Origin of the sequence: Streptomyces olivaceus, from assembly GCF_000721235.1 — a bacterium.
Taxonomy (GTDB): Bacteria; Actinomycetota; Actinomycetes; order Streptomycetales; family Streptomycetaceae; genus Streptomyces; species Streptomyces olivaceus.
Genome location: NZ_JOFH01000001.1, coordinates 384,676 through 410,647, shown reverse-complemented (window position 1 = coordinate 410,647; position 25,972 = coordinate 384,676). Strand labels below are relative to the sequence as shown.

Annotated in this window: 23 protein-coding genes and 1 pseudogene; 13 read left to right on the top strand and 11 right to left on the bottom strand. The window is 74.1% G+C overall.

Annotation, left to right across the window (positions count from 1 at the left end):
* Positions 1-96: 96 nt before the first annotated feature.
* Positions 97-1,899: an ABC transporter ATP-binding protein gene (locus IG94_RS0102265; protein WP_031030104.1), complete on the top strand. Its 1,803-nt coding sequence runs from the start codon at positions 97-99 to the stop codon at positions 1,897-1,899.
* 43 nt (positions 1,900-1,942) lie between these two features.
* Complete coding sequence (gene mltG / locus IG94_RS0102260) at positions 1,943-2,836, top strand: endolytic transglycosylase MltG (protein ID WP_211269645.1); 894 nt, start codon at positions 1,943-1,945, stop codon at positions 2,834-2,836.
* A gap of 12 nt (positions 2,837-2,848) precedes the next feature.
* Here the strand turns inward: mltG and IG94_RS0102255 are convergent, their stop codons facing one another.
* Positions 2,849-3,928, bottom strand: coding sequence for an NAD(P)-binding domain-containing protein (locus tag IG94_RS0102255; protein ID WP_031030097.1), 1,080 nt, complete (start codon positions 3,926-3,928; stop codon positions 2,849-2,851).
* 84 nt (positions 3,929-4,012) lie between these two features.
* Between IG94_RS0102255 and IG94_RS0102250 the strand changes: the two genes are divergently transcribed.
* A complete protein-coding gene (locus tag IG94_RS0102250) occupies positions 4,013-4,435 on the top strand; it encodes a secondary thiamine-phosphate synthase enzyme YjbQ (RefSeq protein WP_031030095.1) in 423 nt (140 codons plus the stop codon).
* A 35-nt stretch (positions 4,436-4,470) separates the two neighbouring features.
* Entirely contained in the window at positions 4,471-5,067 is a 597-nt protein-coding gene (locus tag IG94_RS0102245) for a YdeI/OmpD-associated family protein (protein ID WP_372459447.1), read from the top strand.
* Positions 5,068-5,172: 105 nt separating this feature from the next.
* Here the strand turns inward: IG94_RS0102245 and IG94_RS0102240 are convergent, their stop codons facing one another.
* The 3 genes from IG94_RS0102240 to IG94_RS0102230 form a co-directional block, all read right to left on the bottom strand.
* Positions 5,173-6,672 (bottom strand): tripartite tricarboxylate transporter permease, encoded by a 1,500-nt coding sequence (locus tag IG94_RS0102240; RefSeq protein WP_031030091.1) that lies wholly within the window; start codon positions 6,670-6,672, stop codon positions 5,173-5,175.
* 1 nt (position 6,673) lies between these two features.
* Positions 6,674-7,156: a tripartite tricarboxylate transporter TctB family protein gene (locus IG94_RS0102235; RefSeq protein WP_052410541.1), complete on the bottom strand. Its 483-nt coding sequence runs from the start codon at positions 7,154-7,156 to the stop codon at positions 6,674-6,676.
* 128 nt (positions 7,157-7,284) lie between these two features.
* Complete coding sequence (locus IG94_RS0102230) at positions 7,285-8,271, bottom strand: Bug family tripartite tricarboxylate transporter substrate binding protein (protein WP_031030087.1); 987 nt, start codon at positions 8,269-8,271, stop codon at positions 7,285-7,287.
* A gap of 408 nt (positions 8,272-8,679) precedes the next feature.
* Between IG94_RS0102230 and IG94_RS0102225 the strand changes: the two genes are divergently transcribed.
* Both IG94_RS0102225 and IG94_RS0102220 read left to right on the top strand, forming a co-directional pair.
* Positions 8,680-10,326 carry a sensor histidine kinase gene (locus IG94_RS0102225; RefSeq protein WP_031030085.1) on the top strand — a complete coding sequence of 549 codons (1,647 nt, stop codon included), beginning with the start codon at positions 8,680-8,682 and terminating at the stop codon, positions 10,324-10,326.
* On the top strand, positions 10,323-11,087 hold the full coding sequence (locus IG94_RS0102220) for a response regulator (protein WP_031030083.1): 765 nt from the start codon (positions 10,323-10,325) through the stop codon (positions 11,085-11,087). Before IG94_RS0102225 ends, IG94_RS0102220 begins: the two co-directional genes overlap by 4 nt.
* Here IG94_RS0102220 and IG94_RS0102215 read toward each other — a convergent pair.
* Positions 11,047-11,640, bottom strand: a complete 594-nt coding sequence (locus IG94_RS0102215; protein WP_031030082.1) for a TetR/AcrR family transcriptional regulator — start codon at positions 11,638-11,640, stop codon at positions 11,047-11,049. The two genes, IG94_RS0102220 and IG94_RS0102215, sit on opposite strands and share 41 nt — an antisense overlap.
* Before the next feature lie 286 nt (positions 11,641-11,926).
* Here IG94_RS0102215 and IG94_RS0102210 point away from each other — a divergent pair, with 286 nt between their 5' ends.
* From IG94_RS0102210 to IG94_RS0102195, 4 genes are read left to right on the top strand one after another with little or no spacing between them, the layout of a single operon-like run.
* Complete coding sequence (locus IG94_RS0102210; RefSeq protein ID WP_031030078.1) at positions 11,927-12,523, top strand: 2Fe-2S iron-sulfur cluster-binding protein; 597 nt, start codon at positions 11,927-11,929, stop codon at positions 12,521-12,523.
* On the top strand, positions 12,520-13,512 hold the full coding sequence (locus IG94_RS0102205) for an FAD binding domain-containing protein (protein WP_031030074.1): 993 nt from the start codon (positions 12,520-12,522) through the stop codon (positions 13,510-13,512). The genes IG94_RS0102210 and IG94_RS0102205 overlap by 4 nt, the downstream gene beginning before the upstream one ends.
* A complete protein-coding gene (locus IG94_RS0102200) occupies positions 13,509-15,656 on the top strand; it encodes a xanthine dehydrogenase family protein molybdopterin-binding subunit (protein WP_031030069.1) in 2,148 nt (715 codons plus the stop codon). Before IG94_RS0102205 ends, IG94_RS0102200 begins: the two co-directional genes overlap by 4 nt.
* The gene (locus IG94_RS0102195; RefSeq protein ID WP_031030066.1) at positions 15,649-16,782 is read left to right on the top strand and encodes an XdhC family protein; all 1,134 of its coding nucleotides are present in this window, start codon (positions 15,649-15,651) and stop codon (positions 16,780-16,782) included. The genes IG94_RS0102200 and IG94_RS0102195 overlap by 8 nt, the downstream gene beginning before the upstream one ends.
* Before the next feature lie 183 nt (positions 16,783-16,965).
* Here the strand turns inward: IG94_RS0102195 and IG94_RS38400 are convergent.
* The 4 genes and pseudogenes from IG94_RS38400 to IG94_RS0102175 all read right to left on the bottom strand — a co-directional run bounded on the left by IG94_RS38400 (position 16,966) and on the right by IG94_RS0102175 (position 21,597).
* Positions 16,966-18,730, bottom strand: a pseudogene (locus IG94_RS38400) (glycoside hydrolase family 15 protein).
* A gap of 104 nt (positions 18,731-18,834) precedes the next feature.
* The gene (locus IG94_RS0102185; protein WP_078892138.1) at positions 18,835-19,746 is read right to left on the bottom strand and encodes a polysaccharide deacetylase family protein; all 912 of its coding nucleotides are present in this window, start codon (positions 19,744-19,746) and stop codon (positions 18,835-18,837) included.
* 44 nt (positions 19,747-19,790) lie between these two features.
* Positions 19,791-20,726: a DMT family transporter gene (locus IG94_RS0102180; RefSeq protein ID WP_031030059.1), complete on the bottom strand. Its 936-nt coding sequence runs from the start codon at positions 20,724-20,726 to the stop codon at positions 19,791-19,793.
* A gap of 16 nt (positions 20,727-20,742) precedes the next feature.
* Positions 20,743-21,597 carry an SDR family NAD(P)-dependent oxidoreductase gene (locus IG94_RS0102175; RefSeq protein ID WP_031030056.1) on the bottom strand — a complete coding sequence of 285 codons (855 nt, stop codon included), beginning with the start codon at positions 21,595-21,597 and terminating at the stop codon, positions 20,743-20,745.
* A 276-nt stretch (positions 21,598-21,873) separates the two neighbouring features.
* Here IG94_RS0102175 and IG94_RS0102170 point away from each other — a divergent pair, with 276 nt between their 5' ends.
* Positions 21,874-22,944 carry an MGDG synthase family glycosyltransferase gene (locus IG94_RS0102170; protein ID WP_052410540.1) on the top strand — a complete coding sequence of 357 codons (1,071 nt, stop codon included), beginning with the start codon at positions 21,874-21,876 and terminating at the stop codon, positions 22,942-22,944.
* A gap of 249 nt (positions 22,945-23,193) precedes the next feature.
* Entirely contained in the window at positions 23,194-23,685 is a 492-nt protein-coding gene (locus IG94_RS0102165; protein ID WP_031030048.1) for a DUF1360 domain-containing protein, read from the top strand.
* Between the two features lie 20 nt (positions 23,686-23,705).
* Here the strand turns inward: IG94_RS0102165 and IG94_RS0102160 are convergent, their stop codons facing one another.
* Positions 23,706-24,113, bottom strand: coding sequence for a DUF5997 family protein (locus IG94_RS0102160; protein WP_031030045.1), 408 nt, complete (start codon positions 24,111-24,113; stop codon positions 23,706-23,708).
* Positions 24,114-24,169: 56 nt separating this feature from the next.
* Between IG94_RS0102160 and IG94_RS0102155 the strand changes: the two genes are divergently transcribed.
* Entirely contained in the window at positions 24,170-24,970 is an 801-nt protein-coding gene (locus IG94_RS0102155) for a LysR substrate-binding domain-containing protein (protein WP_031030042.1), read from the top strand.
* A 101-nt stretch (positions 24,971-25,071) separates the two neighbouring features.
* On the opposite strand, the gene IG94_RS0102150 is transcribed toward IG94_RS0102155, so the two are convergent.
* Positions 25,072-25,812, bottom strand: coding sequence for a DUF4142 domain-containing protein (locus tag IG94_RS0102150; protein ID WP_031030039.1), 741 nt, complete (start codon positions 25,810-25,812; stop codon positions 25,072-25,074).
* Between the last annotated feature and the right edge of the window lie 160 nt (positions 25,813-25,972).

Below are 25,972 nucleotides of genomic sequence, written 5' to 3'. Positions count from 1 at the left end.
ACAGGCCGACGGCCGGGCCGGCCGCGAGGCCCGCCGCCGGCTGCCCGCCGTCCGCGGACACCGCCGTTCCGTCCGTGTCGTCCTCCGAAGGAGCTCATGCAACCCGATCGCGCTTCCGTCTGGACCGCGCCCGCCGAGGCCGGGGAACAGCCCCGGCAGGTGCGCCGCATCCTGAAGCTGTTCCGCCCCTACCGCGGCCGCCTCGCGGTCGTCGGCCTCCTGGTCGGCGCCGCGTCCCTCGTGTCGGTCGCCACCCCCTTCCTGCTGAAGGAGATCCTCGACGTCGCCCTCCCCGAGGGGCGGACCGGCCTGCTGAGTCTGCTCGCCCTCGGCATGATCCTCGGCGCCGTCCTCACCAGCGTCTTCGGTGTGCTGCAGACGCTGATCTCCACCACCGTCGGCCAGCGCGTCATGCACGATCTGCGCACCGCCGTCTACGGCCGGCTCCAGCAGATGTCCCTCGCCTTCTTCACCCGCACCCGCACCGGTGAGGTCCAGTCCCGCATCGCCAACGACATCGGCGGCATGCAGGCCACCGTCACCTCGACCGCGACCTCCCTGGTCTCCAACCTCACCAGCGTGGTCGCCACCGTCGTCGCGATGGTCGTCCTCGACTGGCGGCTGACCGTCGTCTCGCTGCTCCTCCTGCCGGTCTTCGTGTGGATCAGCCGCCGTGTCGGCAGGGAACGCCGCAAGATCACCACCCGGCGCCAGAAGCAGATGGCCGCCATGGCCGCCACGGTCACCGAGTCGCTCTCCGTCAGCGGCATCCTGCTCGGCCGCACCATGGGCCGCTCCGACTCGCTCACCCGCGCCTTCGCGGACGAGTCCGAGGAGCTGGTCGACCTGGAAGTGAGGTCGAACATGGCGGGCCGTTGGCGGATGGCCGTCATCACGATCGTCATGGCGGCCATGCCGGCCGTCATCTACTGGACCGCGGGCATCGCCCTGCAGCTCGGCGGCGCCGGCACGTCCCTCGGTACCGTCGTCGCCTTCGTCTCGCTCCAGCAGGGCCTGTTCCGGCCGACGGTGAGCCTGCTGTCGACCGGCGTCCAGATCCAGACGTCGCTCGCCCTCTTCCAGCGCATCTTCGAATACCTCGACCTGCCGGTCGACATCAGCGAGCGGAAGGACCCCGTCCGCCTCGACCACGTCAAGGGCGAGGTCCGCTTCGAGGGTGTCGAGTTCCGCTACGACGGCAAGGGTGGTCCCGTCCTCGACGGCATCGACATCACCGTCCCCGCGGGCAGCAGTCTCGCCGTCGTCGGACCGACCGGCGCCGGCAAGTCCACGCTCGGCCACCTGGTGCCCCGGCTGTACGACGTCACGGGCGGCCGGGTCACCCTCGACGGGGTCGACGTGCGCGACCTCGACTTCGACACCCTCGCCCGCGCGGTCGGCGTGGTCTCCCAGGAGACGTACCTCTTCCACGCCTCCGTCGCCGACAACCTGCGCTTCGCCAAGCCGGACGCCACCGACGCGGAGCTGGAGGCGGCGGCGCGGGCGGCCCAGATCCACGACCACATCGCGGCCCTGCCCGACGGCTACGACACGGTGGTCGGCGAGCGCGGCCACCGCTTCTCCGGCGGTGAGAAGCAGCGTCTGGCCCTCGCCCGCACGATCCTGCGAGACCCGCCCGTCCTGGTCCTGGACGAGGCGACCAGCGCCCTGGACACCCGTACCGAGGCCGCGGTGCAGGATGCCATCGACGCGCTGTCCGCCAACCGCACCACGGTCACCATCGCCCACCGGCTGTCCACCGTCCGGGACGCCGACCGGATCGTGGTCCTCGACTCCGGCCGGCCGGCCGAACAGGGCACGCACGAGGAGCTGCTGGCACTGGACGGGAAATATGCGGCACTGGTGCGCAGGGACGCCCGACTGGAGCCGACAAGATGACGATATGCCGGATTTGCAGGTAAATGGGGGTTAACGTGCCCGCATGCACATCAACACACCGCCGCGGAGCGCGAGAGGCGCGAGAAGCACCAGGAACACCAGAGGCCCCAGAAGGGCGATCCGACTGACCCGTCGGGGCCGCATCGCCCTGATCGCGACCGGCGCCGTCGTCGCCGGTGCCGCCGTGGCGGTGCCGTTGCTGATGTCGGACGACGAGGGGACCTCCCGCCCCACGTCCCTGGTGATCCCGGAGGGCCGGCGCTCGGCCCAGGTCTACGAGGCCGTCGACGAGGCCCTCGCCCTGCCCGCGGGCACCACCAAGAAGTCCCTGGCCAAGGCCCACCTCAAGCTGCCCAACGACGCCGAGGGCAACCCCGAGGGCTATCTCTACCCGGCGACCTACCCGCTCGGGGACCAGCCCACCCCGGAGAAGCTCCTGACGGCCATGGTCGACACGGCGAACAAGAAGTTCACCGGCGCGCCCGTCGCCGCCGGCGCCCAGCGCAACGCGCTGAACGTCTACCAGGCGGTCACCATCGCCAGCATCGTGCAGGCCGAGGCCGCCACCAAGGAGGACATGGGCAAGGTGGCCCGCGTCGTCTTCAACCGGCTGGAGCGCGGCATGCCGCTCCAGATGGACTCCACCATCAACTACGCCCTGAACCGCTCCACCCTGACGACCACCACCAAGGACACGAAGATCGACAGTCCCTACAACTCGTACCAGCGCATGGGGCTGCCGCCCACGCCCATCGCCAACCCGGGCGAGGAGGCGATGCAGGCCGCGATCAACCCGACGCCCGGGGACTGGCTGTACTTCGTCACGGTCAAGCCCGGCGACACCCGCTTCACCGCCGACTACGCCGAACACCAGCGCAACGTCGCGGAGTTCGGCCGAACCCGGGAGAGCGCCTCGAAAGAGCCCCAGTCCAAGTGACCGGGCGGAGCGTCACGCGGCGACGGGTGCCGGTTCGGCCAGCAGCCGTCTGATGTCCCGCACGGCCGCGCGTCCGGCGCGGTTGGCGCCGATGGTGCTGGCCGAGGGCCCGTAGCCGACGAGGTGGATCCGCGGGTCGGCGACCGCGCGCGTCCCCTCCAGCCGGATGCCGCCACCCGCCTCACGCAGCCGCATCGGCCTCAGGTGGTCGATCGCGGCCCGGAATCCGGTCGCCCACAGGATGACGTCGGCGGCCACCCGCCGCCCGTCGTTCCACTCCACTCCCTCGGGCACCACCCGGTCGAACATCGGCCGCCGGTCCAGCACGCCCGACTCCAGCCCGGCCCGGACCGCGTCGTTCAGCGGCAGCCCGGTCACCGAGACCACGCTCCTGGGCGGCAGGCCCTGCCGCACCCGTTCCTCCACCAGCGCCACCGCAGCCCGGCCCGCGTCCTCGTCGAAGGGGCCCTCGCGGAAGACCGGTGGCCGCCGGGTCACCCAGGTGGTGGACGCGGCGTAAGGGGCGATCTCCAGAAGGTGCTGGGTCCCCGACGCGCCCCCGCCGACCACCACCACGCGCTGCCCGGTGAACTCCTCGGGACCCGCGTACCGGGCCGTGTGCAGCTGCCGGCCCCGGAAGGTCTCCTGCCCCGGGTAGCGGGGCCAGAACGGACGGTCCCAGGTGCCGGTCGCGTTGATCAGGGCCCGCGTGGACCAGACCCCCGCCGACGTCTCGACGACGAGCCGGCCGCCGGTCCCCTCGCGCACCGCGCTGACGTCGACCGGCCGCCGTACCCGCAGGCCGAAGGTCCGCTCGTAGTCCGCGAAGTACCCGCTCACCACCTCGGCTGACGGCCGTGCCGGATCCGCGCCGGTCAGCTCCATGCCCGGCAGCGCGTGCATCCCGTGCACCTTGCCGTACGTCAGCGACGGCCACCGGAACTGCCAGGCGCCGCCGGGCCCGGGGGAGTGGTCGAGCACCACGAAGTCGCGCTCCGGCTCGAACCCCGTGCGCCGCAGATGGTAGGCCGCGGCCAGTCCCGCCTGACCCGCACCGATGACGACGACCTCGACCTCGCGTGTGTAGTTCACGCTTCTACTAACGGCGCGGGGCGCCCCGATCTTCCCCCGGTGCCAGGAGACGCCCCGGTCCGCCCCGAGTGCCAGGATGGACGCATGCCAGATGCCTTCACCACCCGAGTCCTCAGCCTCGCCACCGGCTCGGCGGAGCGGGTCGCCGACATCACCGGCGACTGCGAGTCCTTCCTGCGCGAGGCGGCGGCCGGCCGCGACGGCCTGCTCAACGTCTTCGTGCCGCACGCCACCGCCGGAATCGCGATCATCGAGACCGGTGCCGGCAGCGACGACGACCTGCTGTCCGCCCTGCACACCCTGCTCCCCGCCGACGACCGCTGGCAGCACCGCCACGGCAGCCCCGGTCACGGCCGCGACCACGTCCTGCCGGCCTTCGTACCCCCGCACGCGACGCTGCCGGTGGTAGGCGGCCGCCTGGAACTGGGCACCTGGCAGTCGGTGTGCCTGGTGGACACCAACCGGGACAACCCCGACCGCCGGGTCCGGTTGAGCTTCCTGGGCTGAAGCGGTGGTTGACCCGTCTCCCGGAGTGGGATTCCATGCCCAGCATGGCCGAGGGAGCGCGGAAGTCGACGGATCCTGTTCTGTTCTTCGCCACGCAGGGCGAGTGGGAGACGTGGCTGGAGGAGCATCACGGGGACGCCGCGGGGGTCTGGTTCCGGATTCCCCGAGCCGGCTCCGGCACGGACGGTGTCGACTACGCGCACGCGTTGGAGTCGGCCCTGTGCTACGGCTGGATCGACGGGCAGAAGAAGAAGCTGGACGAGCGGCACTGGCTGCAGCGCTTCACCCCGCGCCGGTCCGGCAGCAAGTGGTCGAAGGTGAACCGGGAGAAGGCCGTCGCGCTGATCGCCAGCGGCCGGATGCGGCCGGCGGGGCAGCGCGAGGTCGACAGGGCCAGGGCCGACGGCCGCTGGGACGCCGCCTACGCGTCGCAGAGCAGGGCGACCGTGCCCGACGACCTCCGGGCCGCCCTGGACGCCGAGCCCGGGGCGGCGGCCTTCTTCGAGACCCTGGACAGCCGCAACCGCTACGCGATCCTGTACCGGGTCGAGGACGCCAAGAAGCCGGGGACGCGGGCCGCCCGTATCGAGAAGTTCGTCGCCATGCTGGCGCGGGGGGAGAAGCTGCACTGAGGAACCGAGAACGGGCGAAGCGCCCTCCGGGCGCCGGACGGCAGCGGGCCGAGGAGGACGTCCTCCTCGGCCCGCTGCCGGCTCCACGGGGTCGGGAGCCGGGTGTCAGGCGTCGGTACGCGAACGGCCCCGCACCACCAGGCGCTTGAGCAGCGGCCAGGCGAGCAGCAGCGCGATCACCGCGTACACCGTCACCGAGAACGGCGTGTCGACCAGGCCCGACACGCTGCCGTCGCTGATCTGCAGGGCGCGGCGCAGCTGTTGCTCGGCGTTCGGGCCGAGGATCACACCGATCACGGCCGGCAGGATGGGCAGGCCGTAACGCCGCATGCCGAAGCCGATGAGGCCGATGACGAGCAGGATCACCAGGTCGACGACCTCGCCGCCGACGGCGTAGGCGCCGACCGCCGCGAAGAACATGATCCCGGCGTAGAGGTACGGGCGCGGGATGCGCAGCAGCTTGGCCCACACCGGTGCCAGCGGCAGGTTCAGCGCGAGCAGCAGCACCATGCCGACGAAGAGCGACGCGATCAGGCCCCAGACCAGCTCGGGTTCGCGTTCGAAGAGCAGCGGTCCCGGCTGGATGCCGTACTGCTGGAAGGCGGCCAGCATGACCGCGGCGACCGCCGTCGTCGGCAGCCCCAGGGTCAGCATCGACACCAGCGTGCCCGCGGCCGAGGCCGACGCCGCCGACTCGGGACCGGCCACCCCCTCGATGGCGCCCTTGCCCCACTCGTCCTTGTGCTTGGACAGCCGCTTCTCCGTGACGTACGACAGGAAGGTCGGGATCTCCGCGCCGCCGGCCGGGATCGCGCCGAACGGGAAGCCGATGAACGGGCCCCGCAGCCACGACTTCCACGTCCGCTTCACATCGGCGCGGCCGAGCCAGGGCCGGCCCACCGGAATCGGCTCGGCCCCGCCGCGCCGCAGGTGCGCCGCCACCCACAGCGCCTCCCCGATCGCGAACAGACCGACCGCCACGATCACCACGTCCACGCCGTCGGCGAGTTGCAGCGAACCGAAGGTCAGCCGCTGCTGGCCCGTCATCTGGTCCAGGCCCACCAGGCCGATCGTCAGGCCGATCAGCAGCGAGGCCAGGCCTCTGACCCGGGACGAACCCAGCACCGACGTCACGGCGATGAAGGCCAGCACCATGATGGCGAAGTAGTCCGGAGCGCCGATGTCCACCGCCAGGTCGGCGACCGTCGGAGCCAGCGCCACCAGCAGGGTCGTGCCGATCATGCCGCCCGCGAAGTGCCCGATCGCCGCTGCCGCCAGGGCCTGCGCGCCGCGCCCCGCCTTGGCCATGGGGTTGCCCTCCATGGCCGCGACCACCGCGGCGCTCTCGCCGGGGGTGTTCAGCAGGATGGAGGTGGTCGAACCGCCGAACATCGCGCCGTAGTAGATGCCCGCGAACATGATGAACGCGGCGACCGGATCCAGCCCGTACGTCACCGGCAGCAGCAGCGCCACCGCCATCGCCGGGCCGATGCCCGGCAGTACGCCGATGGCCGTGCCGAGCAGTACGCCGAGGGCCGCCCACAGCAGGTTGACCGGGGTCAGGGCCGTCCCGAACCCGTCCATGAGGGAGTTGAGGGCGTTCATGTCAGAGCACTCCCATCAGCGGACCGCCGGGCAGCGGCACGCCGAGCAGCTTGTCGAAGAGGACGTAGGTGAACAGGGACAGCACCGCGGCGATCAGCGGATCGCGGTCCACCCGGCGGCTGCCGAGGGCGAACGCGGCACCCCAGAACAGCAGCGCCCCGGCGACCGGGAAACCGGCCGGCTCGATGAGGACCGCGGCGCCGAGGAAGATCCCGGAGAGCAGCAGCACGGTGCGCCAGTCGGCCGGTTCGGAGAGGTCGACGTCCTCTCCGCCCTCCGCCTCGCCGCGCCCGCCGCGCAGCACGTCCACGGCGAGCAGCGCCGCGACCACCAGCAGGCCGATGCCGACGACGACCGGCACGGTCTTGGGACCGACCGGGCCGCGCTGGGTGATGTCGACGTCCATGGTGAGCGCGTCGGTCAGCACCAGCACACCGAGTACCAGCAGCAGCACGCACACGCCGAGTTCGGAGTGCTCGCGCAGCCACGAGCGCCTCCCGCCCGGAGACGCCGGAGCGGAGTCGGCGGTGGGGCCCGCGCCGGAGCCCTCCGTGGAGTCCGGTGCGGAGTCCGGTGCGGGGTCCGGGGCGGAGGAGGAGCCGGTCGGTGTCGTCACAGTCCCAGCTCCTTCAGCACCGACACCACACGCTCGTCCTGGGCGTCCAGGAAGTCGCCGAACTTCTCACCGGTCAGGAACGCGTCGTCCCAGCCGTTCTGGTCCATGGACTTCTTCCATTCGGACGAGTCGTGCAGTTCCTCGAACAGGCGCGTGAGCTTGTTGCGCTGCGCCTCGGACAGGCCGGGCGGGGCGACGATGCCGCGCCAGTTGGTGAAGTTCACGTCGTACCCGGACTCCTTGAGCGTGGGTGCCTCCTGGAGGTCGTCCACCCGCTCCGGTCCGGTCACCGCGAGCACCCTCAGCTCACCGGCCTTGATCTGGTCCAGGTACTCGCCGACGCCGGAGACGCCGAAGCCGACCTTGTTGCCGAGGATCGACGCGAGCAGCTCGCCGCCGCCGTCGAAGGGGATGTAGTTGACCGACTTCGGGGCGATCCCCGCGGCCTGCGCCATCAGCATCGGCGCGAGGTGGTCCGGACCGCCCGGCGACGAGCCGCCGCCCACCGGGATCTTGCCCGGGTCCTTCTTCCAGGCGCCGATCAGCTCGTCGATCGTCTTGTACGGCGAGTCCTTGGCGACCACGACGACGTCCTGCTCCTCGGTGAGCCGCGCGATCGGCGTGGTGTCGGCGAGGGTCTTGGGCGCGTGGTTGGAGCGGACGGCGCCGACGACGCCCAGGCCCATGGACATGGCGAGCTTGCCGTTGCCGTGCTCGCTCACGAGCCGGCTCAGGCCCACGGTGCCGCCCGCGCCGGGCAGGTTGAACACCTCGATGTTGTGCGTGAGACCGGCGTCCTCGGCGTTCTTCGCGGCCGTACGGGCGGTGATGTCGTAGCCGCCGCCGGGCGTGTTGGGAACCATGAAGCGCAGGCCCGGGATCTGGGTGCCGGAGTCGGAGTCGTCGCCGGAGGACAGCAACGGCGGTCCCGCCAGCACGAGCACGGCGGCCCCGAGCAGGGCAAGGGGGGTGCGCAGGCGCACGAATGACACCACCTGTCGGTCGGGTAGAGCGGTACGGGGAGCCCTGTGGGGGAGGGTGACGTGGGCCACATGGTGCCCGCGAGTCCGCCGCCTGTCTTCCTTCCGGAACCAAGGGATGTTGTGTTCATTGCGGTCGCCGGAGAGCGGTCACCGGAGCGCGGTCGCCGTGGTGGCGGGCCGGCGCGGGCGCGGTGCCGGAGACGGCCGGAGGCGCGGTGGCGGAGGTCGCGGGAGGCGTGCCGGTACGGCGCGGGCAGGTCGCCGACGGGTCGCCGGTTCATTGCGAAGAAGGCACATCCCTTTCCTTCGCCGCAGGTGAGGGCCATCATGGCGACCCGGCGCCCCCGTCCGGACCCGGCGCTTCGCCCCGCCCGCCCCGCCCCTCCGTGAACCGAGATCGAGTCCGCCGTGGCCCCCACCTTCCGCCGTCAGACCCTCGCGGGCGAGATGCTGGTCCTCCAGCTCGCCATCGTCGTGGTCGTCCTGCTCGCGGTCGCCGCCGTCTCGCTCGCCCAGTCCCGGGCCACCTTCGACCGCGTCGAGGGCCGCCGGGTCACCGCCCTGGCCGAGCAGCTGGCCGCCACGCCCCTCGTCCGCAGCCAGCTCGTGCGCCCCGTCCCGCAGGAAGCCCTCGCCCCCCTGGTCAACTCCACGCAGACCCAGTCCGGCGTCACCTCCGTCACCGTCGCCGACGCGGGCGGCCGCGTCGTGAGCTCCACCGACCCCACGCTGATCGGCGCCCGGCTGCCGCGAGGCGAGGGCGCCGGCGTCACGAGCGGCTGGTCGGGGCCGTTGACGGTGCAGGGCAGCCGGGAACTCGTCGCCCAGGTCCCGGTGCTCGGCGCCACCCGACAGACCCTCGGCCGCCACCTCGGCACGGTGATGGTCGGTGAGGCCGACCCGACGGTCTGGCAGCGCCTGAGCGGCGCGTCCTCCTACCTCCTCGCCTACCTCGGCATCGCCAGCGGTCTCGGCGTGGCCGGCTCCTGGCTGCTGGCCCGGCGCGTCAAACGGCAGACCCTCGGTCTGGAGCCCCGCGAGATCGCCGGACTCGCCGAGCACCGGGAGGCCATGCTCTACGGCATCGCCGAGGGCGTCGTCGCCCTCGATCCGCAGCACCGGCTCACCCTGGTCAACGAGATGGGCCGGCGCCTGCTCGACCTGCCCGCCGACTGTGTCGGCCAGAGCCTGGACGCCCTCGGCATCGACGGACGGCTCCGCGACGTCCTCGCCGGTGCCACCGCCGAAGCGGCGGAGCCGCGTGACGAGGTCGTCGTCCGCCACGGGCGGGTCCTGGTCATGAACCGCATGACGGTCACCAAGGACGGCCACCCGCTCGGTTCGGTCACCACCCTGCGCGACCGTACCGAACTCGCCCGCCTGGAAAGGGAGATCGGCTCCTTCCGCAGTACCTCCGAGCTGCTGCGCGCCCAGGCCCACGAGTTCGCCAACCAACTGCACACCATCTCCGGGCTCATCCAGATAGGCGAGCAGGACGAGGTCGTGCGCTACATCCGCGCGCTCAACCAGCGCCGCCAGTCCCTGGACGTCACCCTCAGCCGCCGGGTCCGCGACACCGCCGTCGCCGCGCTGATCACGGCGAAGTCGTCCCTCGCCGCCGAGCGCCGGGTCGCCCTGCGCGTCTCGGACCGCACGGCGCTCGACCGACTGGCCCCCGAGGACGCCGCCGACGTGGCGACCGTGCTCGGCAACCTCGTCGACAACGCCGTGGACGCCGCCGCGGCGCCCGGCGCCGAGCACGAGGCGTGGGTCGAGGTCGAGCTGCGGCAGGACGCCGCCAGCGTCGAGATCGTGGTCCGTGACTCCGGGCCCGGCGTGGCGCCCGAACTGGCCCGCGAGGTCTTCTCGCACGGCTTCACCACCAAGGCCGCCCGGCAGGGCGAGCGCGGTATCGGCCTGGCACTGACCCGGCTGGTCTGCGAGCGTCACGGCGGCGAGATCTCGGTGGCCAACACCCCGGAGGGTGCCATGTTCACCGCACGCATGACCGTCAGCCACCTCACCGACGCGGTGGCGGAAGGAGCGGCACCATGACGGACACGGAGCCGGAGGCGACCCCCGGGCCCGGTGGCGGTGGCGCGATCCGTGTGCTCGTCGTGGACGACGACTTCATGGTGGCCCGCGTCCACCGCGCCTTCGTGGGACGGGTCGAACCCTTCCGGGTCGTCGGGGTCGCCGGTACCGGGGAGGAGGCGCTCGCCGCCGTGGCCGCACTCCGCCCCGACCTCGTCCTGCTCGACCTCTACCTGCCCGACGTCTTCGGCCTGGACGTGATCCCCCGGCTGCGCGCCGCGGGCCACGACTGCGACGTCATGGTCGTCAGCGCGGCCCGTGAGGCGGACGCGGTGCGCGGGGCGGTCCGGCACGGTGTGGTCGACTACCTGCTCAAACCCTTCGAATTCGACGACCTGCGGGTACGGCTGGAGCGCTACGCCGCCGAGCGGGGCCGGCTGCTCGGCACGGTGGTGCGCAGCCAGGCCGACGTCGACCGGGCGCTGGCCAAGGCGGCGCCCGCGGCCGCGGCTCCGGCACTGCCCAAGGGCATGAGCGTGGAGACCGCCGAACTGGTCGGACGCACCTTGCGCGAGACCGACGGCACCCTGTCCGCGAGCGAGTGCGCGGCGCTCACCGGCGTCTCCCGTGTCAGCGCCCGGCGCTACCTGGAGTACTTCCACACCGTCGGCGCCGCGGACGTCTCCCTGCGGTACGGCGCGGCCGGACGCCCCGAGCGGCGCTACCGCTTCCGGGGCGCGGTCACCGGCGGTCTGGCGCTCCCGCCCGCAGCCCGTCCATGACGAGATCGAACAACCGCGTGACCCTGGGCTGCCAGTCCTCGCTGGCGTCGACCTGCCAGAGGCCGCCGATGGCCAGAAAGAAGTCGTCCGCGGACACGCCGGGGCGGATGGTGCCGGCCTCCTCGTTCACCCGCAGCAGGAGTTCGGTCGCCTTCATGATGGGGCCGGGCTCCGGTTTGGCCGGGCTGCCGGGCGCGCTGGTGACCAGCCGGATGGCGTCCGCCAGACCGGCCTTGGTCAGGGCGAACCGGGCGATGCGGTCCATCCACTCCCGCAGCGCCCGGTCGGGTTCCCGGGTGGCCAGCAGTTCGGGGGCGGCGTCCGCCGCCTGCTGCATCTCGTAGCGGTAGATCTCCAGGACGAGCGCCTCGCGGTGCGGGAAGTTGCGGTAGAACGTGCCCTGGCCGACCCCCGCCTTCTTGGCGATCGTGCTCATCGGGACGTTCGCGCAGCGCGTCAGCTCCTCCGTGGCCACGCGCAGGATCCGCTCGCGGTTGCGCTGGGCGTCCGAACGCAGGGGCGCGTCCGGCTTGTCCTTCTTCGGCTGGGGCACCAGTCCTCCTCCCGGGTCCGTGGCCGAATCCCGTTCTTGCTAACCGGACAGCTGTCCGTTACGTTTTCGAGTGAGCGGACAGCTGTCCGGTTACTTGTCCACTTTAGCCGCGAACGCGGCCGGCGGAACCAGCCGGTGGTCGAGCCCGCGTGCGTGACGTGGTCGGACCCACGTCCATGACACGGACGAACCCCCTGCCCACGGCCCGTTTTCCCGGTCACCACAGCCCGTTTTCCCGTCACCGGACACCGTAGAAGCTGTCACCAGACACCAGAGAAGGCTGATCATGGCCCCAGCACCCTCCTCGACGTCCAGCGCTGTCACCCTGAACATCAACGGCGAGAAGCACCAGCTGACCGTCGACCACCGCACCACCCTGCTCGACGCCCTGCGCGAGCGCCTCGATCTCACCGGCACGAAGAAGGGCTGCGACCAGGGACAGTGCGGCGCCTGTACCGTCCTGGTGGACGGACGCCGCGCCGTGTCCTGTCTGAACCTCGCCGTCGCCGCCGAGGGACGCGAGATCACCACCATCGAGGGCATGGCCGAGGGCGACCGGCTGCACCCCGTCCAGCAGGCCTTCCTCGACCTCGACGGCTACCAGTGCGGGTACTGCACCCCCGGCCAGATCTGCTCGGCGATCGCCGTCATCGAGGAGCACGCGGCCGGCTGGCCCAGCGCCGCCACCGACGACGTACGGCCCGAGGCCGGACCGCCACCCCTGACACCGGACGAGATCCGGGAGCGGATGAGCGGCAACCTGTGCCGCTGCGGCGCCTACGTCTCCATCGTCCAGGCCGTCACGCGCGCCGCCGAGGCCCACGAGGCCGCCGCCCAGAACGAGGACGCCCCGGTCGAGTCCGTGAAGGAGGCGGCGGCATGAGGGAGTTCGGATACCAGCGCGCCGACGACGTCTCCGGCGCGGTGGCGCTGCTCGCCGCCGACCCGGACGCCCGCTTCCTCGGCGGTGGCACCAACCTCGTCGACCTCATGAAGACCGGCGTCGAGCGCCCCGCGCGCCTCGTCGACGTCCGTGAACTGCCCCTGGACACCATCGAGGAGACCGCGGACGGCGGCCTGCGCGTCGGCGCCACCGTCACCAACAGCGACCTCGCCGCCCACCCCGGCGTGCGCCGCCGCTACCCCGCGCTCACCCAGGCGGTCCTGGCCGGCGCCTCCGGACAGTTGCGCAACATGGCCACCGTCGGCGGCAACCTGCTCCAGCGCACCCGCTGCGGCTACTTCACCGACCTGAGCAGGCCCTGCAACAAGCGCGCTCCGGGCAGCGGTTGCTCCGCCGTCACCGGCGAGCACCACAACCACGCGATCCTCGGCGCCACCGACCACTGCGTGGCCACGCACCCCTCGGACATGGGCGTGGCCCTCGCGGCCTTCGACGCCGTCGTGGGCTACGAGACCCTGGACGGCCCGGGCGAACTGCCGCTGGCCGACTTCTACCTGCCCGTGGGCGACACCCCGCACCGGGAGACCGCCCTGCCGCCCGGCGCGCTCATCACGGGCGTCACGCTGCCGCCCGCCCCGGTCGCCGCCCGCTCCCGCTACCGCAAGGTGCGCGAGCGTGCCTCGTACGCCTTCGCGATCGGCTCGGTCGCCGCCGCGCTCGACATCGAGGACGGCGTCGTGCGCGAGGCGCGGCTGGCCCTCGGCGCGGTCGCCTCGCGGCCCTGGCGGGCCCACGCGGCCGAGGCCGTGCTCACCGGCGCACCGGCCGACGGCGACACCTTCGCCGCCGCCGCGGACGCCGAACTCGCGGCCGTCAGGCCGCTGCCCGACAACGGATACAAGGTGACCCTCATGCGCAACCTCGCGGTGGCCGTACTCACCGAACTCGCCGAGGAGGCCGCCCGATGACCACCGCCACGTCCGGCCGCACGAGGCTCAGCGGCGTCGTCGGCACCGCGCACACCCGCGTCGAGGGCCGCGACAAGGTCACCGGAGCCGCCCGCTACGCCGGTGAGATCCCCTTCGCCGACCTCGCGCACGGCTGGCTGGTGCTCTCCACCGTGGCCCGCGGCCGCGTCCGCGCGGTCGAGACCGATCCCGTCCTCGCCATGCCGGGCGTGCTCGCCGTCCTGCACCACGGCAACGCCCCGCGCCTCGTCACCGACTACGCCGGTCTGATGGGTATGACGCCGGACCCCACCGCCGCCGTCTTCCAGCAGGACCGGGTGCCCCACGTGGGCTGGCCCGTCGCCCTCGTCGTCGCCGAGACGCCCGAGCAGGCCCGGGAGGCCGCCGAGGCTCTCGTCGTCGCGTACGACGAGGAACCCCACGACACCGAGCTCACCGCGGACCACCCCGACGCCCACCCGGCGGGCGGGGTCATGCCCGCCGAGACCGGCAAGGGCGACCTGGCCGCCGGCCTCGCGGCCTCCGCCGCCGTGGTCGACGCGGAGTACACCACTCCCGAAGAGCACCACAGCATGATGGAGCCGCACGCCGCCACGGCCCTGTGGGACGGAGGCCGCCTGGAGGTCGTCGACTCCAACCAGGGAACCACCTGGATCCAGGGCGAGCTGGCCAGCATGTTCTCCCTCGACGCGTCCGCGGTGCGGGTGCGCTCCGAACACATCGGCGGCGGCTTCGGCAGCAAGGGCCTGCGCGCCCACCAGGTCGCCGCCGTGATGGCCGCGACCGAGCTGCAGCGACCGGTGCGCGTGGTGATGACACGGCGTCAGATGTTCTCCCTGGCCGGCTACCGCAGCCCCACCACGCAGCGCGTCAGGCTCGGCTCCGACCCCGACGGCCGGCTGCTCGCCCTGGAGCACCGCTCGCTGAGCCGGACGTCCAGCGTCTACGAGTTCGTCGAGCCCAGCGCGGGCGTGGCCCGGGTGATGTACGACGCGGACGCCCACTACACGGCGAACCACGTCGTACCGCTCGACGTGCCGTCCCCGACGTTCATGCGCGCACCGGGCGAGGCCCCGGGGTCCTTCGCGATCGAGTCGGCCCTCGACGAACTCGCCGAGCGCCTCGGCGTCGACCCGGTCGAACTGCGCCTGCGCAACGAGCCCGAGGTCGGCCCCGTCTCCGGCCTGCCGTTCAGCACCCGCAACCTGGACGCCTGCTTCCGCGAGGGGGCCCGGCGGTTCGGCTGGGCCGGGCGCGACCCGCGTCCCGGGGTGCGCCGCGACGGGCGCTGGCTGCTGGGCACGGGCACGGCCGCCGCCTCCTTCCACTCGGGCGCGGGTCCCTCCACGGCCACCGTGACCGCGCAGGCGGACGGCACCTTCACCGTGCGGATCTCCGCGGCGGACATCGGCACCGGCGCCCGTACGGCCCTCACGCTCGTCGCCGCCGACGCGCTGGAGGTCGCGCCCGACCGGGTGCGGGTCAGGATCGGGGACAGCGACTTCGGCCCCGCCATGATCGCGGGCGGTTCGATGGGCACCCGTTCCTGGGCCTGGGCGGTCACGGAGGCAGCCGGTGAACTGCGCGAGCGGCTCGCCCTGGGCGTGACCGTCCCGCCGGAGGGCATCACCGTGCGGTCCGACACCACCGCCGCCCTCGGCACCCTCGCCCAGAAGGAACGGCACTCCTTCGGGGCGCAGTTCGCCGAGGTCGCCGTGGACACCGCCACCGGCGAGGTACGGGTGCGGCGCATGCTCGGCATCTTCGCGGCGGGCCGGATCGTCAACCCGCTCACCGCCCGCAACCAGCTCGTCGGCGGCATGGTCTGGGGCATCTCCATGGCCCTGCACGAGGAGGCCGTACGGGACCGGACGAGCGGCGGGCTCTACGCCCCCGACCTCGCCGGCTACCACGTGGCCACCAACGCCGACGTGGGCGACGTCCAGGCGGACTGGGTGGACGACCTCGACCCCGACGACCCGGTCGGCATCAAGGGCGTCGGTGAGATCGGCGTCGTGGGCGCGGCGGCGGCCGTCGCCAACGCCGTACGGCACGCCACCGGCGTGCGCCACCGCCACCTGCCCATCCGGCCGGACCGGGTGCTGTCGGCGGCGAGCGCGGGCGGGGGAGCCGCGGATGCTTGACATCGCCGAAGAGCTGGACCGCTGGCTCGCCGAGGGCCGGGAGTTCGCCGTCGCCACCGTCGTCTCCGTCGGGGGCAGCGCCCCGCGCGGCCCCGGTGCCGCGCTCGCCGTCGACAGCGGCGGCACGGTGATCGGCTCGGTCTCCGGCGGCTGTGTCGAGGGCGCGGTGTACGAGCTGTGCTCCGACGCCCTGCGCAGCGGCGAGACGGTGCGCGAACGGTTCGGCTACAGCGACGAGGACGCCTTCGCGGTGGGGCTGACCTGTGGCGGGATCATCGATGTGATGGTCACGCCGGTCGGCGCCGACGCGTCGGCGCGCGAGGTGTTCCGGGCGGCGGTGTCGAGCGCCGCCCGGGGCGGCACCGCGGCCCTGGCCCGGATCGTCGAGGGCCCGCCCGAACTCCTGGGCCGGGCGCTGCTCGTGCACCCCGACGGTTCGCACGAGGGCGGTCTCGGCGGTCATCCTGACCTGGACCGCACGGCGGTGGCCGAGGCCGGGGCGCTGCTGGACGCGGGCCGCACCGGCACGATCGGCGTGTCGGAGGACGGGTCGCACTGCCCCGGCGGGCTCACCCTGCTCGTCGAGTCCAGCGTGCCGCCGCCCCGCATGATCGTCTTCGGCGCCGTCGACTTCGCCGCGGCACTGGTCCGGGCCGGCAAGTTCCTCGGCCACCATGTCACGGTGTGCGACGCCCGGCCCGTCTTCGCGACGCGGGCCCGCTTCCCCGAGGCCGACGAGGTCGTCGTCGACTGGCCGCACCGCTACCTGCGGGAGACCGGGACCGACCGGCGCACGGTGCTGTGCGTGCTCACCCACGACGCCAAGTTCGACGTGCCACTGCTCACGGAGGCGCTGCGGATGCCGGTCGCGTTCGTCGGGGCGATGGGCTCGCGCCGCACCCACGCCGACCGCACCCGCAGGCTGCGCGACGCGGGTCTGACCGAGCACGAGCTGTCCCGGCTGCGTTCACCGATCGGCCTCGACCTCGGCGCCCGCACCCCCGAGGAGACGGCGCTGTCCATCGCGGCGGAGATCGTCGCCGCCCGCCGCGGCGGCACGGGCGTCCCCCTGACGGGCGGTGCGGCTCCCATCCACCGCGACCTGGCGGGGGCGGCGGCTGCCTGAGAGCGTACGGTCGGGCCGGCCGGCCGCGTCGGCCTCGCGGGAAGGCGCCGCCATCGCGACCGGCCGCACCCGCGGTCCGCCGACGGCCCGCCGTCCGGGCGGGCTGTCGGGGCGGACTGTCGGGGCGGGTGCCGGACGGCACCGACCACACCTGTCCGGCATCGCCCTCCCGTCAGGCCGGGGTCACGGCAGGGCCGACTCGCCGGCCAGGCGGACCGCGCACTCCAGCATTCAGGGCGTGCACGAAGGCCTGGGGGAGGTTGCCGCGCAGCTGCCGCTGGCGCACGTCGTACTCCTCGGCGAACAGTCCGGGCGGGCCGTAGGCGGCCCGGGTGCGTTCGAACCAGCGGAACGCACCGACCCGGTGCGTCGCCAGGGCCATGGTGAACCCGCAGAGCAGGAACGCGCCCTCGGCCTCACCAAGCCGCCGCCCCGGGTGTTCGAAGCGGTACAGGTACCCGTCCTCCGCCAGCCTGGACTCGATGTACGCGCGGGTGGCGGCACCCTCGTCGTCGCCGAACCCGCAGCCCCGGGCCATCGGCACCAGCAGCGCCGCCTCCGGGCCGTCGTCGTCGGCGGCCCGCCGCCAGCGCCCGTCGGCGTCCAGGCAGCGGCGCCGGGTCTCGCGCAGTACCGCGTCGCCGAGCCCGGCGCACCGGCGGCCGGACGCCCCCGGCAACACCTCGGCCATCCGCCGCAGACCGCACACCACGCTCAGCCGCGAGTGCGTCCACCACCGGTTCTCCAGCTCCCACAGACCGGCCTCCGGTTTCAGCCACTGCCGCTCCACGACGTCCACGCAGAGCCCGGCGGCGCGTTCCGCCTCCCCGGTCAGCCGGTCGTGCGCGGCGGCCGCGGCGAACAACTGCAGCGCCTCGCCGAAGGTGTCCAGCTGGAACTGGGCCCCCGCGTCGTTGCCGACATGGTCGATGCCGCCGGGATAGCCCGGCAGCCGCAGGGAACGCTCCCGGCCGACCGGTCGTCCGTCGACGGTGTACGCGGGCCGTACCCCGTCGCCGTCCGCGAGGATGCGCTCCGCGACGAAACGCACGGCGTCGTCGACCAGAGGGTGAGGCCCGTGCGCGGCGACCGCGAGACCGGCGTAGCACTGGTCGCGCAGCCAGGCGTAGCGGTAGTCATAGTTGCGCCCGCTGTTGGCCCGCTCCGGCAGGGAGGTGGTGGCCGCGGCCACCATTCCGCCGGAACTGCTGGTCAGGCCGCGCAGCACCGCGTACGCGTGCCGGGCGTCGCGCGGCGCGGCCAGCCGGGAGCAGTCCGGGACCGCCTGCCGCCACTCCCGCTCCGTGGCCGCCCACAGCGCGTCCGCGTCCAGCGGGTCCGTCTGCCGCTGCCGGGCCAGTTCCAGCACCAGGTCGTGCGCATCGCCCTCCCGCAGTACGAAGCCGCCGCGCAATCCCGCCTCCGCGTGCCAGACCGCCTCCGGCGCCCCGGCCAGCCGCAGTCGCAGCTCCTGCGTCCCGGCCGTCCAGACTCCGTCCTCCAGCCGCGGCGCGTGCATCCGGCCGCTGCCGAAACCGGGCCGGGGGTCCAGGTCGAGACGGAGCCGCGCCTCCCCCCGCACCACGCGCATCCGGCGCAGCAGCACGAGCCGGTCCGGGCGGGCCGGCAGGGCCAGGGCCTCCCGGCACTCGACCACGCAGTCGGCGGTCACCCACCGGCTGACCCGGATCAGCGTGCCCTCCTCGTAGGAACCGCCCCAGACGTGCCAGGGATCCGCCGGTTCCACGGCGAAGTGCCCGGCGCCGCCGACGAGCGCGGAGAACACGGCGTCGTCGTGCCACCGCGGGGCGCACAGCCACACGATCCGGCCCCGGGGGTCCAGGACCGCGCCCCGCTCGCCGTCGGCGAGCACGGCGTACTCGCGCAACGCCCAGGGAGGAGACGACAGATCCGGTGACATGGTGCGCTGACCCTCGCTGTCGTTCATGACGCTACGGCTCTCCGCGCGCCGGTCCTGGAAACGGCCGGGCCGCCGGGGCCGCCGGGGGGCACCGGACCGGCTCCGTCCGGCTCCGCCCGCCGCGTGCCGGATCACGGCGGGTCTGCCCCGTCGCGTACCGCTCGCCGTCCCCGTTCGTCACCGCACCCGCCCGGCCCGTGCCGCCCGCCCGCCGTGTCCGCCCCGCCGGACCTCCTCGTGCCCGCCGCACCCCTGGAGGCACCCGCACCCCCACCGCCCGACGCGTCGGCGCCCGTGCCCGTGCCCGGGTCCGTCATCCCGTGCCTGCCCAGCGGGCCGACATCGAGTCCCGCCTCGTGGCAGTCGCGCACGATGCCGGGCAGGGCGCCGAGCGTGGCCCGCCAGCTGCCCGGGGCGGAGGTGTGGTCGGTGTCGTGCAGCAGAATCGTGCCGCCGCCGCGCAGAGAGGCCGCGACGGTCGCCCGGACCGAGGCGGGCGTGGCGTCCTCGCGCCAGTCCCTGCCCCACGCCGTCCACAGCACCGGGCGCAGTCCGGCCCGGCGGGCGGCCGCCCAGCGGCCGGCGGTGAGGATGCCGTAGGGCGGGCGGTACCAGCGCGGGGCCTGCCCGGCGACCTCGCCCACGACGTGGGCGGCGCGCAGCACCTCGCGTACGTCCCGGCCCGGCGACGGCAGCCAGGGGCGGCCGTGGGACCAGCCGTGGACGGCGAGCTCGTGCCCCCTGCGGACCGCGTCCCCCGCGACCGCCGGCCACCGGGCCACGTTCTCGCCCAGGAAGAAGAACGTCGCCCGCACCCCGAGCCCGTCCAGTGCGTCGAGTACACGCGGCGTGGACACCGGGTCGGGGCCGTCGTCGAAGGTGAGGGCGACGTGCCCGGCGTCGCCCTGGCCCGCCAGCCCCGGGAACCGGCGGCGGCGCAGCTCCGGCAGCCAGGTCGCCGCCGGACCGATGTGGGCCAGCGCGGCGACGACGACCGGTGCGGCGGCGTACACCGCCCGTCCGGCCCGGGATCCCTGACGCATCCGTGTATCTCCCGTCGGTCCGCCCGGCGCCCCGCCGGCGCCTCTCACGACTCGTCCCGTTCGCCCCGTCGCCGTTTCCCGGCCCGCCGCCCGGGCCCGTCCCGCGCCGCCGGAGCCGTGTCCCACGCGCCGTGGACCGACGGCGCGCGGGCCAGCCCGACACTGCCGAGGCCGATCAGCGCCACCCCGACCAGCTCGGGCAGCACCCGCACGCCGAGGGCGATCTCCTCGCCGAACAGGCCCCAGCCCAGGGCTACGCTGGTCAGCGCGTCGCCGAGGGTCAGTGCGGGCTGCGAGGCCGCGAGCGTGCCCGCCCGCAGCGCGCTCTGCAGCAGCAGGAAGCTGGCCACCCCGACCACCGCGGTGGCGTACGGCGGCCACTGGGCCAGTACCGCGCCCACCCCCTGCGGCAGCCGCCCGGTGACCTCCTTCAGCAGCGCGGCCGTACCGCCGAACCCCACCGCGGACGCCGAGCCGAACAGCGCGGCCCGCGGGGCGCCCCGCAGGAGGCTGCCGACGGCGGCGAGGGCCGTCACCAGGACGAGCAGACCCAGTCCGGCCCAGATCCACCGTCCCTCCTCGGCCGTGCCGCGGCCGGGGGCGGGGGTCGCGGACCCCAGGAACAGCGCGAGCCCCACCGCCAGGGCCGCGAAGGACAGCCAGGTCCGGCGATCGGGCGAATGGTGGAAGACGAGGCTGCCGACCATCAGGGTGAACAGCAGCTCCGTGGCCATCAGCGGCTGGACGACGGCGAGACTGCCCACCGCGAGGGCCGCTGCCTGCAGCGCCGTCGTCAGCGCCAGCAGTGCCGCGCCGCCCACCCAGTACCGGTCCCGCGTCAGCCGCAGCAGGGAATGCAGTGCCGTGTGGCGGGCGCCCGCACGGTCCTCGTCCTGCGCGGCGGCCCTGCGCTGCAGCACCGACGCCGCCGCGTTGGACAGCGCCGCGAACAGGGCCAGGACAACGGTGAGGACGCTCACCCCCGCGCGCTCCCGGTCATCCGAACCGCGCGGCCAGCCGCCGGTACAGCCCGGGAGCCGCGCCCCGCACCCGGCACGGAAGGCGCAGCCACGAGGGCACGTACACCTCGTCGCGGCCCCGCGCCACCGCGACCCGTACCGCCTCGGCCACCCGCTCGGGAGGCACCGGGCGCGGCCTGGACCGTTTGTAGGGAGCACCGCGGCGCTCGAAGAACGGGGTGTCGACGACTCCCGGCACCACATGGGTGACCCCCACGCCGGTGCCCCGCAGTTCGTAGCGCAGCGCGTCCGCGAAGGTGCCGACGGCGGCCTTGGCGGCGGAGTAGACGGCCTCGTCGCGCACCGCGACGCTGCCCGCCAGCGAGCCGATGAGGACCACCCGTCCCGAACCCGCCCGCACCATCCCCGGCAGCACCGATCGCACCAGCCGCAACGTCGCCAGCACGTTGACGTCGAGCACCTCGTCGACCGCGCGCGGCGGCATGTCCAGGAACTCCCCGGCCCAGCCGACCCCGGCCCCGGCCACCAGGAGGTCGACCCGGCCGGTCGTGGCCAGCGTGAAATCGGTGAGCTGCCGGTCGGCACCGGGCAGGGTGAGGTCCGCGGCGAACGCCGTGGCCCGCGTGTCCTGGGCGACCTCGCGCAGCCGCACCGGGTCGCGTCCGGTCAGCACCAGCCGCCAGCCTCCCTCCTCCTCCAGGCGGCGGGCCACGGCCGCGCCGATGCCGGAGGACGCCCCCGTCACCAGCGCCGTGCGGGTCCGTGTGTCCCGGGCCCCGCCGGGCGGCCGGCGGGACCTCGCACGGTCCGCGTCGGGAGCGACGACCTGCGGCCCGGCAGCGGACCGGGGGCGGGAGAACGCATGGGCCATGGAGACCACCTTGGCTCGGGGCGGGCACCGGGAGCGGCCGACCGCGCGGTCGGGCTCCGGCGTCCGGCCGGACGGGCGGTCACGGAGTATCCCGGGCGGAGCGCCCGAAACGCACCCTTATGTGATGGTTTGAGGACCTTCGGGCGGGCAACCTGAACCGCCGTGCGTTCCCGCAGCTCGTCAGCCGGTCCGGAAGCCGCCCCGTCCGCTCCCCGCCGGGTGGCTCCCCGGCAGGTCCCCGGAGACGTCGGACGTCTGCTGGTGGTCAGCGCGAGCATGGGCGCGGGCCACGACGCGGTCGCCGCCGAACTGGCCCGCCGGGCCCGGGATCGGGGCGGCGACGCCCTGATCGTCGACATCCTGGAACTGCTGCCGTACGGCCTCGGCGGTGCCCTGCGGCGCTTCTACCGGGGGTCCGTGCGCCACTTCCCCTGGGCCTACGCGGCCCTGTACCGCCTCTTCCTGCGCCCGGGCCCCGGGCGCAGGCCCGGCGGCACGCCCCTGGCCCGGCTGGCCGGCGGGCGGCTGCTCGAACTGGTCCGGCGCACGGACGCCGACGTCGTCGTGCCCGTGTTCCACCTCGGCGCTCAACTGACCGGGCATCTGCGGGCCCGCGGCCTGCTCCCGGTGCCCGGCGTCGTCCTCGTGATCGACTTCGAGGTCCACCGGCAGTGGCTCCACCCCGGCAACGACCACTGCCTGTGCCTCACCGAGGACGCCGCGCGCGCGGTGCGCGAGGGCACCGGCACGCCCGCGGGGACCTGCGGCCCGGTCGTGCCCCCGCAGTTCCTCACCGACGCCCCCGGAGCGGCCCGGTGGCGGGAGCTCTTCGACCGGCTCGGTCCCGGACGGCCGGCGGTCGTGCTGTCCGCCGGGGCCTGGGGGGTTGGCTCCCGTCTGGCAGCCACCGTCCGGCTCCTCGCCGGACACGGTTTCCTGCCCGTCGTGCTCTGCGGGGGCAACCGGCGGCTGCGCCGCACGCTGGCCCGCGCCCGGGGCGTCCTCGCGCTGGGCTGGGTGAGGGACATGCCGGGACTGCTGCAGGCCGCACACGCCCTGGTCGACAACGCCGCAGGCCAGACCGCTGTACAGGCGCTCGCGGCCGGGCTGCCCGTCGTGGGGCACCGTCCCATCCCCGGCCACGGCGCGGACGGTGTCCGGCGGATGGCCGAGCTGGGCCTGTCGGACCTCGCCGAGGACGAGTCCGCGCTGCTCGACGCGTTGCGAGGGCTCACCGCGCCGGGCCCGCGGCGCCGGGAGCGGATCGCCGCCGGACGCGCGCTGTTCACGGACGACGCCCTGACCCGCGTGACCGACGCCGTCCGCACTGCGCACGGCCGGCGCTGAGGACCGCGCCGCGACCCGGGGACGGCGCCCGTTCTCCCACCGGAGGGCCGGAGGGGAGGAGCACCCGGGCACGGCCGGAAGCGGTGCAGAAGGCGGCGCAGGGAGGTGGCGCGGGGAGGTGGCGCGGGGAGGCGGCGCCGAGCTCTTCGGCGAACCGCCCGGCCGAGCGGCGCCCCCGGCGCGTTGCGGACGGCGCGAACAGGGCACCCGGGCCCGGTCCCCAGCGAGGGCCATCCGAGGAGGCAAGCCATGACGGACGTCGATCAGCGCTACGGCGGCGGGGAGGACAACCCGCTCGGCGGATACGCGGCGCTCGCGGCGACCTTCGCGACCGGAGCCGGCGTGTTCGCGGCCACGGCGCTGCGGCGCGGGCTGCGTCTGCCCGACACCGTGCCGCCCTGGGACGTCGCCCTGCTGGGCGTGGCGACGTTCAAGGCCTCCCGGCTGCTGACCAAGGACAAGGTCACCAGCTTCCTGCGGGCGCCGTTCACCCGCCGCGAGGGCGAGGGCGAGGGCAGCGAGGTGATGGACGCCCCGCGCGGCACGGGCCTGCGCCGCGCCGTCGGCGATCTGGTCTCCTGCCCCTTCTGCACCTCCGCCTGGGTGGCCGGCGGCCTGGTCGGCACCTACGCCGTCGCCCCCCGGGCCGGACGGCTGCTCGCCGCGGGGCTCAGCGCGGTCGTGGTGTCGGACTGGCTGCAGTACGCGTGGACCGCGAGGGAGCAGAAGGCGCAGGAGTGACCGCCCGGACGCCCCCTGGGTCAGTCGCGCTCCGCGCGGGTGGCCCGCTCCGCGCGTTCGGTGTGCAGCTGCTGCACCCGGGCCGCCTCCTTGCGGACGTCGGCCTGCACGGCCTGCTCCCGCTCCAGCCACTCGGGGCGCTCCTGCCTGAGCGCGTCGATCTGCTCCGTGGTGAGCGGCTCGGCGACCCCGCCCCGGTGCAGCCCGGCGATGGAGACGCCGAGCCTGGCCGCCACGACCGGGCGCGGGTGCGGGCCGTCGCGCCGCAGATCGCGCAGCCACGCGGGCGGGTCGGTCTGGAGCGCGTTCAGCTCGGCGCGTGTGACGACGCCCTCCCGGAACTCGGCGGGTGTGGCCTCGAGGTACACACCCAGCTTCTTCGCCGCGGTCGCGGGCTTCATGGACTGGGTGTTCTGGTGCGACGTCATGGAGCAAGGGTATCGAGCGGGTGAGCGGTCCCGACCACGCCCGGTAACCTGGCCGGGTGACAGGCTCGCAGGACCACCCTCCGTTCCGGCTCGCGTACGTCCCGGGGGTGACGCCCGACAAATGGGTGCGCATCTGGAACGAGCGGCTGCCGGACGTCCCGCTCTCCCCGACCCAGGTCCCCGCCGCCCGGGCGGGTGAGACTCTGCTGGGCGGCGACGCCGACGCCGGGCTGGTGCGACTGCCCGTCGACCGCACCGTTCTGAGCGCCATCCCGCTCTACACCGAGACGACGGTCGTCGTGGTCCCCAAGGACCACCTCGTCACCGCGGCCGACGAGGTGAGTGTCGAGGACCTGGCCGACGAGATCGTCCTGCATCCCCTGGACGACGTCCTCGGCTGGACCGAGCGCCTCCCGGGCCGCCCCGCGTCGGAGCGTCCGGCCACCACCGCGGACGCCGTCGAACTGGTGGCGGCCGGCATCGGCGTCCTGCTCGTCCCGCTGTCGCTCGCCCGGCTGAACCACCGCAAGGACCTCACCCACCGGACGGTCACGGACGCCCCGCAGTCCGGCGTGGCACTGTCCTGGCGGGAGGACGCGCACACGGACCGTGTCGAGGACCTGATCGGCATCGTCCGGGGGCGCACCGTCAACAGCACCCGGGGCCGGCAGCCGGAACCGCCGCGTTCCAAGGGCGGGCGCACCGAGGGGGCCGGGGCCAGGCGCAAACCGGCGCCCGGGAAGCAGACCGGGGGCGCGCGGTCGGGCACAGGCGGCAACCGCAGGGGCGGAAGCGGAGGGGGCGGCGGCAAGGGCAGGGGCGGCGGCGGGCGCGGCGGCAGGTCCCGCCGGCACTGATCCCGCGGCCCGGCGCCGGACCGCGGTCCGCCGCGGCCCCGTGCCCGCACCCCTGCCGCCCCGCGTCACCCTGCCGCCCCGCGGCCCCGTGCCCTCGCGCGTCAGTCGGCGGCCGGAGTCGGTGTCGGCGTCGAGGTGTTGACGTCCAGCCCGGGCGGCGCGGTCAGCGAGAGCACCGGCTCGCCCGGCTGCGGAGCCGGGGGCGTGAGCTGCACCTGGGGCAGGTTCGGCGGAGCCGTCTGCTGGAAGTTGACCTGGTCGAAATTGACCAGCCCGGTCTTCTCCAGCACGGTGATGTGGTCGAGGACGGTGTCGTTGGCCTGGTCGGCCAGCTGCCGCACCAGGGAGTTCTTGGTGTTGGCGCGGATGTTGGCGATGGCCGGGAAGATCTGGCCGTGCGTGATCCGCATGATGTTGACCGCCGTGGTGTCGAACTGCTTGCCCGTGGTCCCGTTCACGGTCGACACGAACTGCTGCTGCTGGGGCGAGGCCAGGTTGGGCAGGGTGATGCCCAGCTCGGGCGCGATCTTGCGGCAGGTCGCGTCCAGCCGGGAGTGGCCGACGACCAGGTGCTCACCGGCCTCCTTCATCTCCGGTGTCGTTCCCCGCTCGATGGCCATCAGCCCCAGCGGGTGCTCCCACAGGCCCGCGGCACGCACCTTCACCACGAAGTCCCGGTCCTGCTCGGTGAGCGGCCCGTACCGCGTGTTCGTGACGACCCGGGCCTGGTCACTGCCCGAGTTCTGCATCCCGAGCATGGTCGGGTAGGCGAGCGCGGTGAGGGTGAGGACCAGGGCACCGGCCACGAAGGCGGTCCCTGCCGTGGTGCGCGTGATGCGCATCGTGCCTCCTGGGGCGATGACATGCTCGGACACCAGGGGGTACGGACGCGGACGGCGCTCTGATCACCTCGTTCGGTAAAAATTCGTCCGGTACGGCGGTCGGTCGGCCCGCCCCGGCTCGGTCGGCCCCCCCCGGGTCGGTCGGCCCGGCCTCATCATT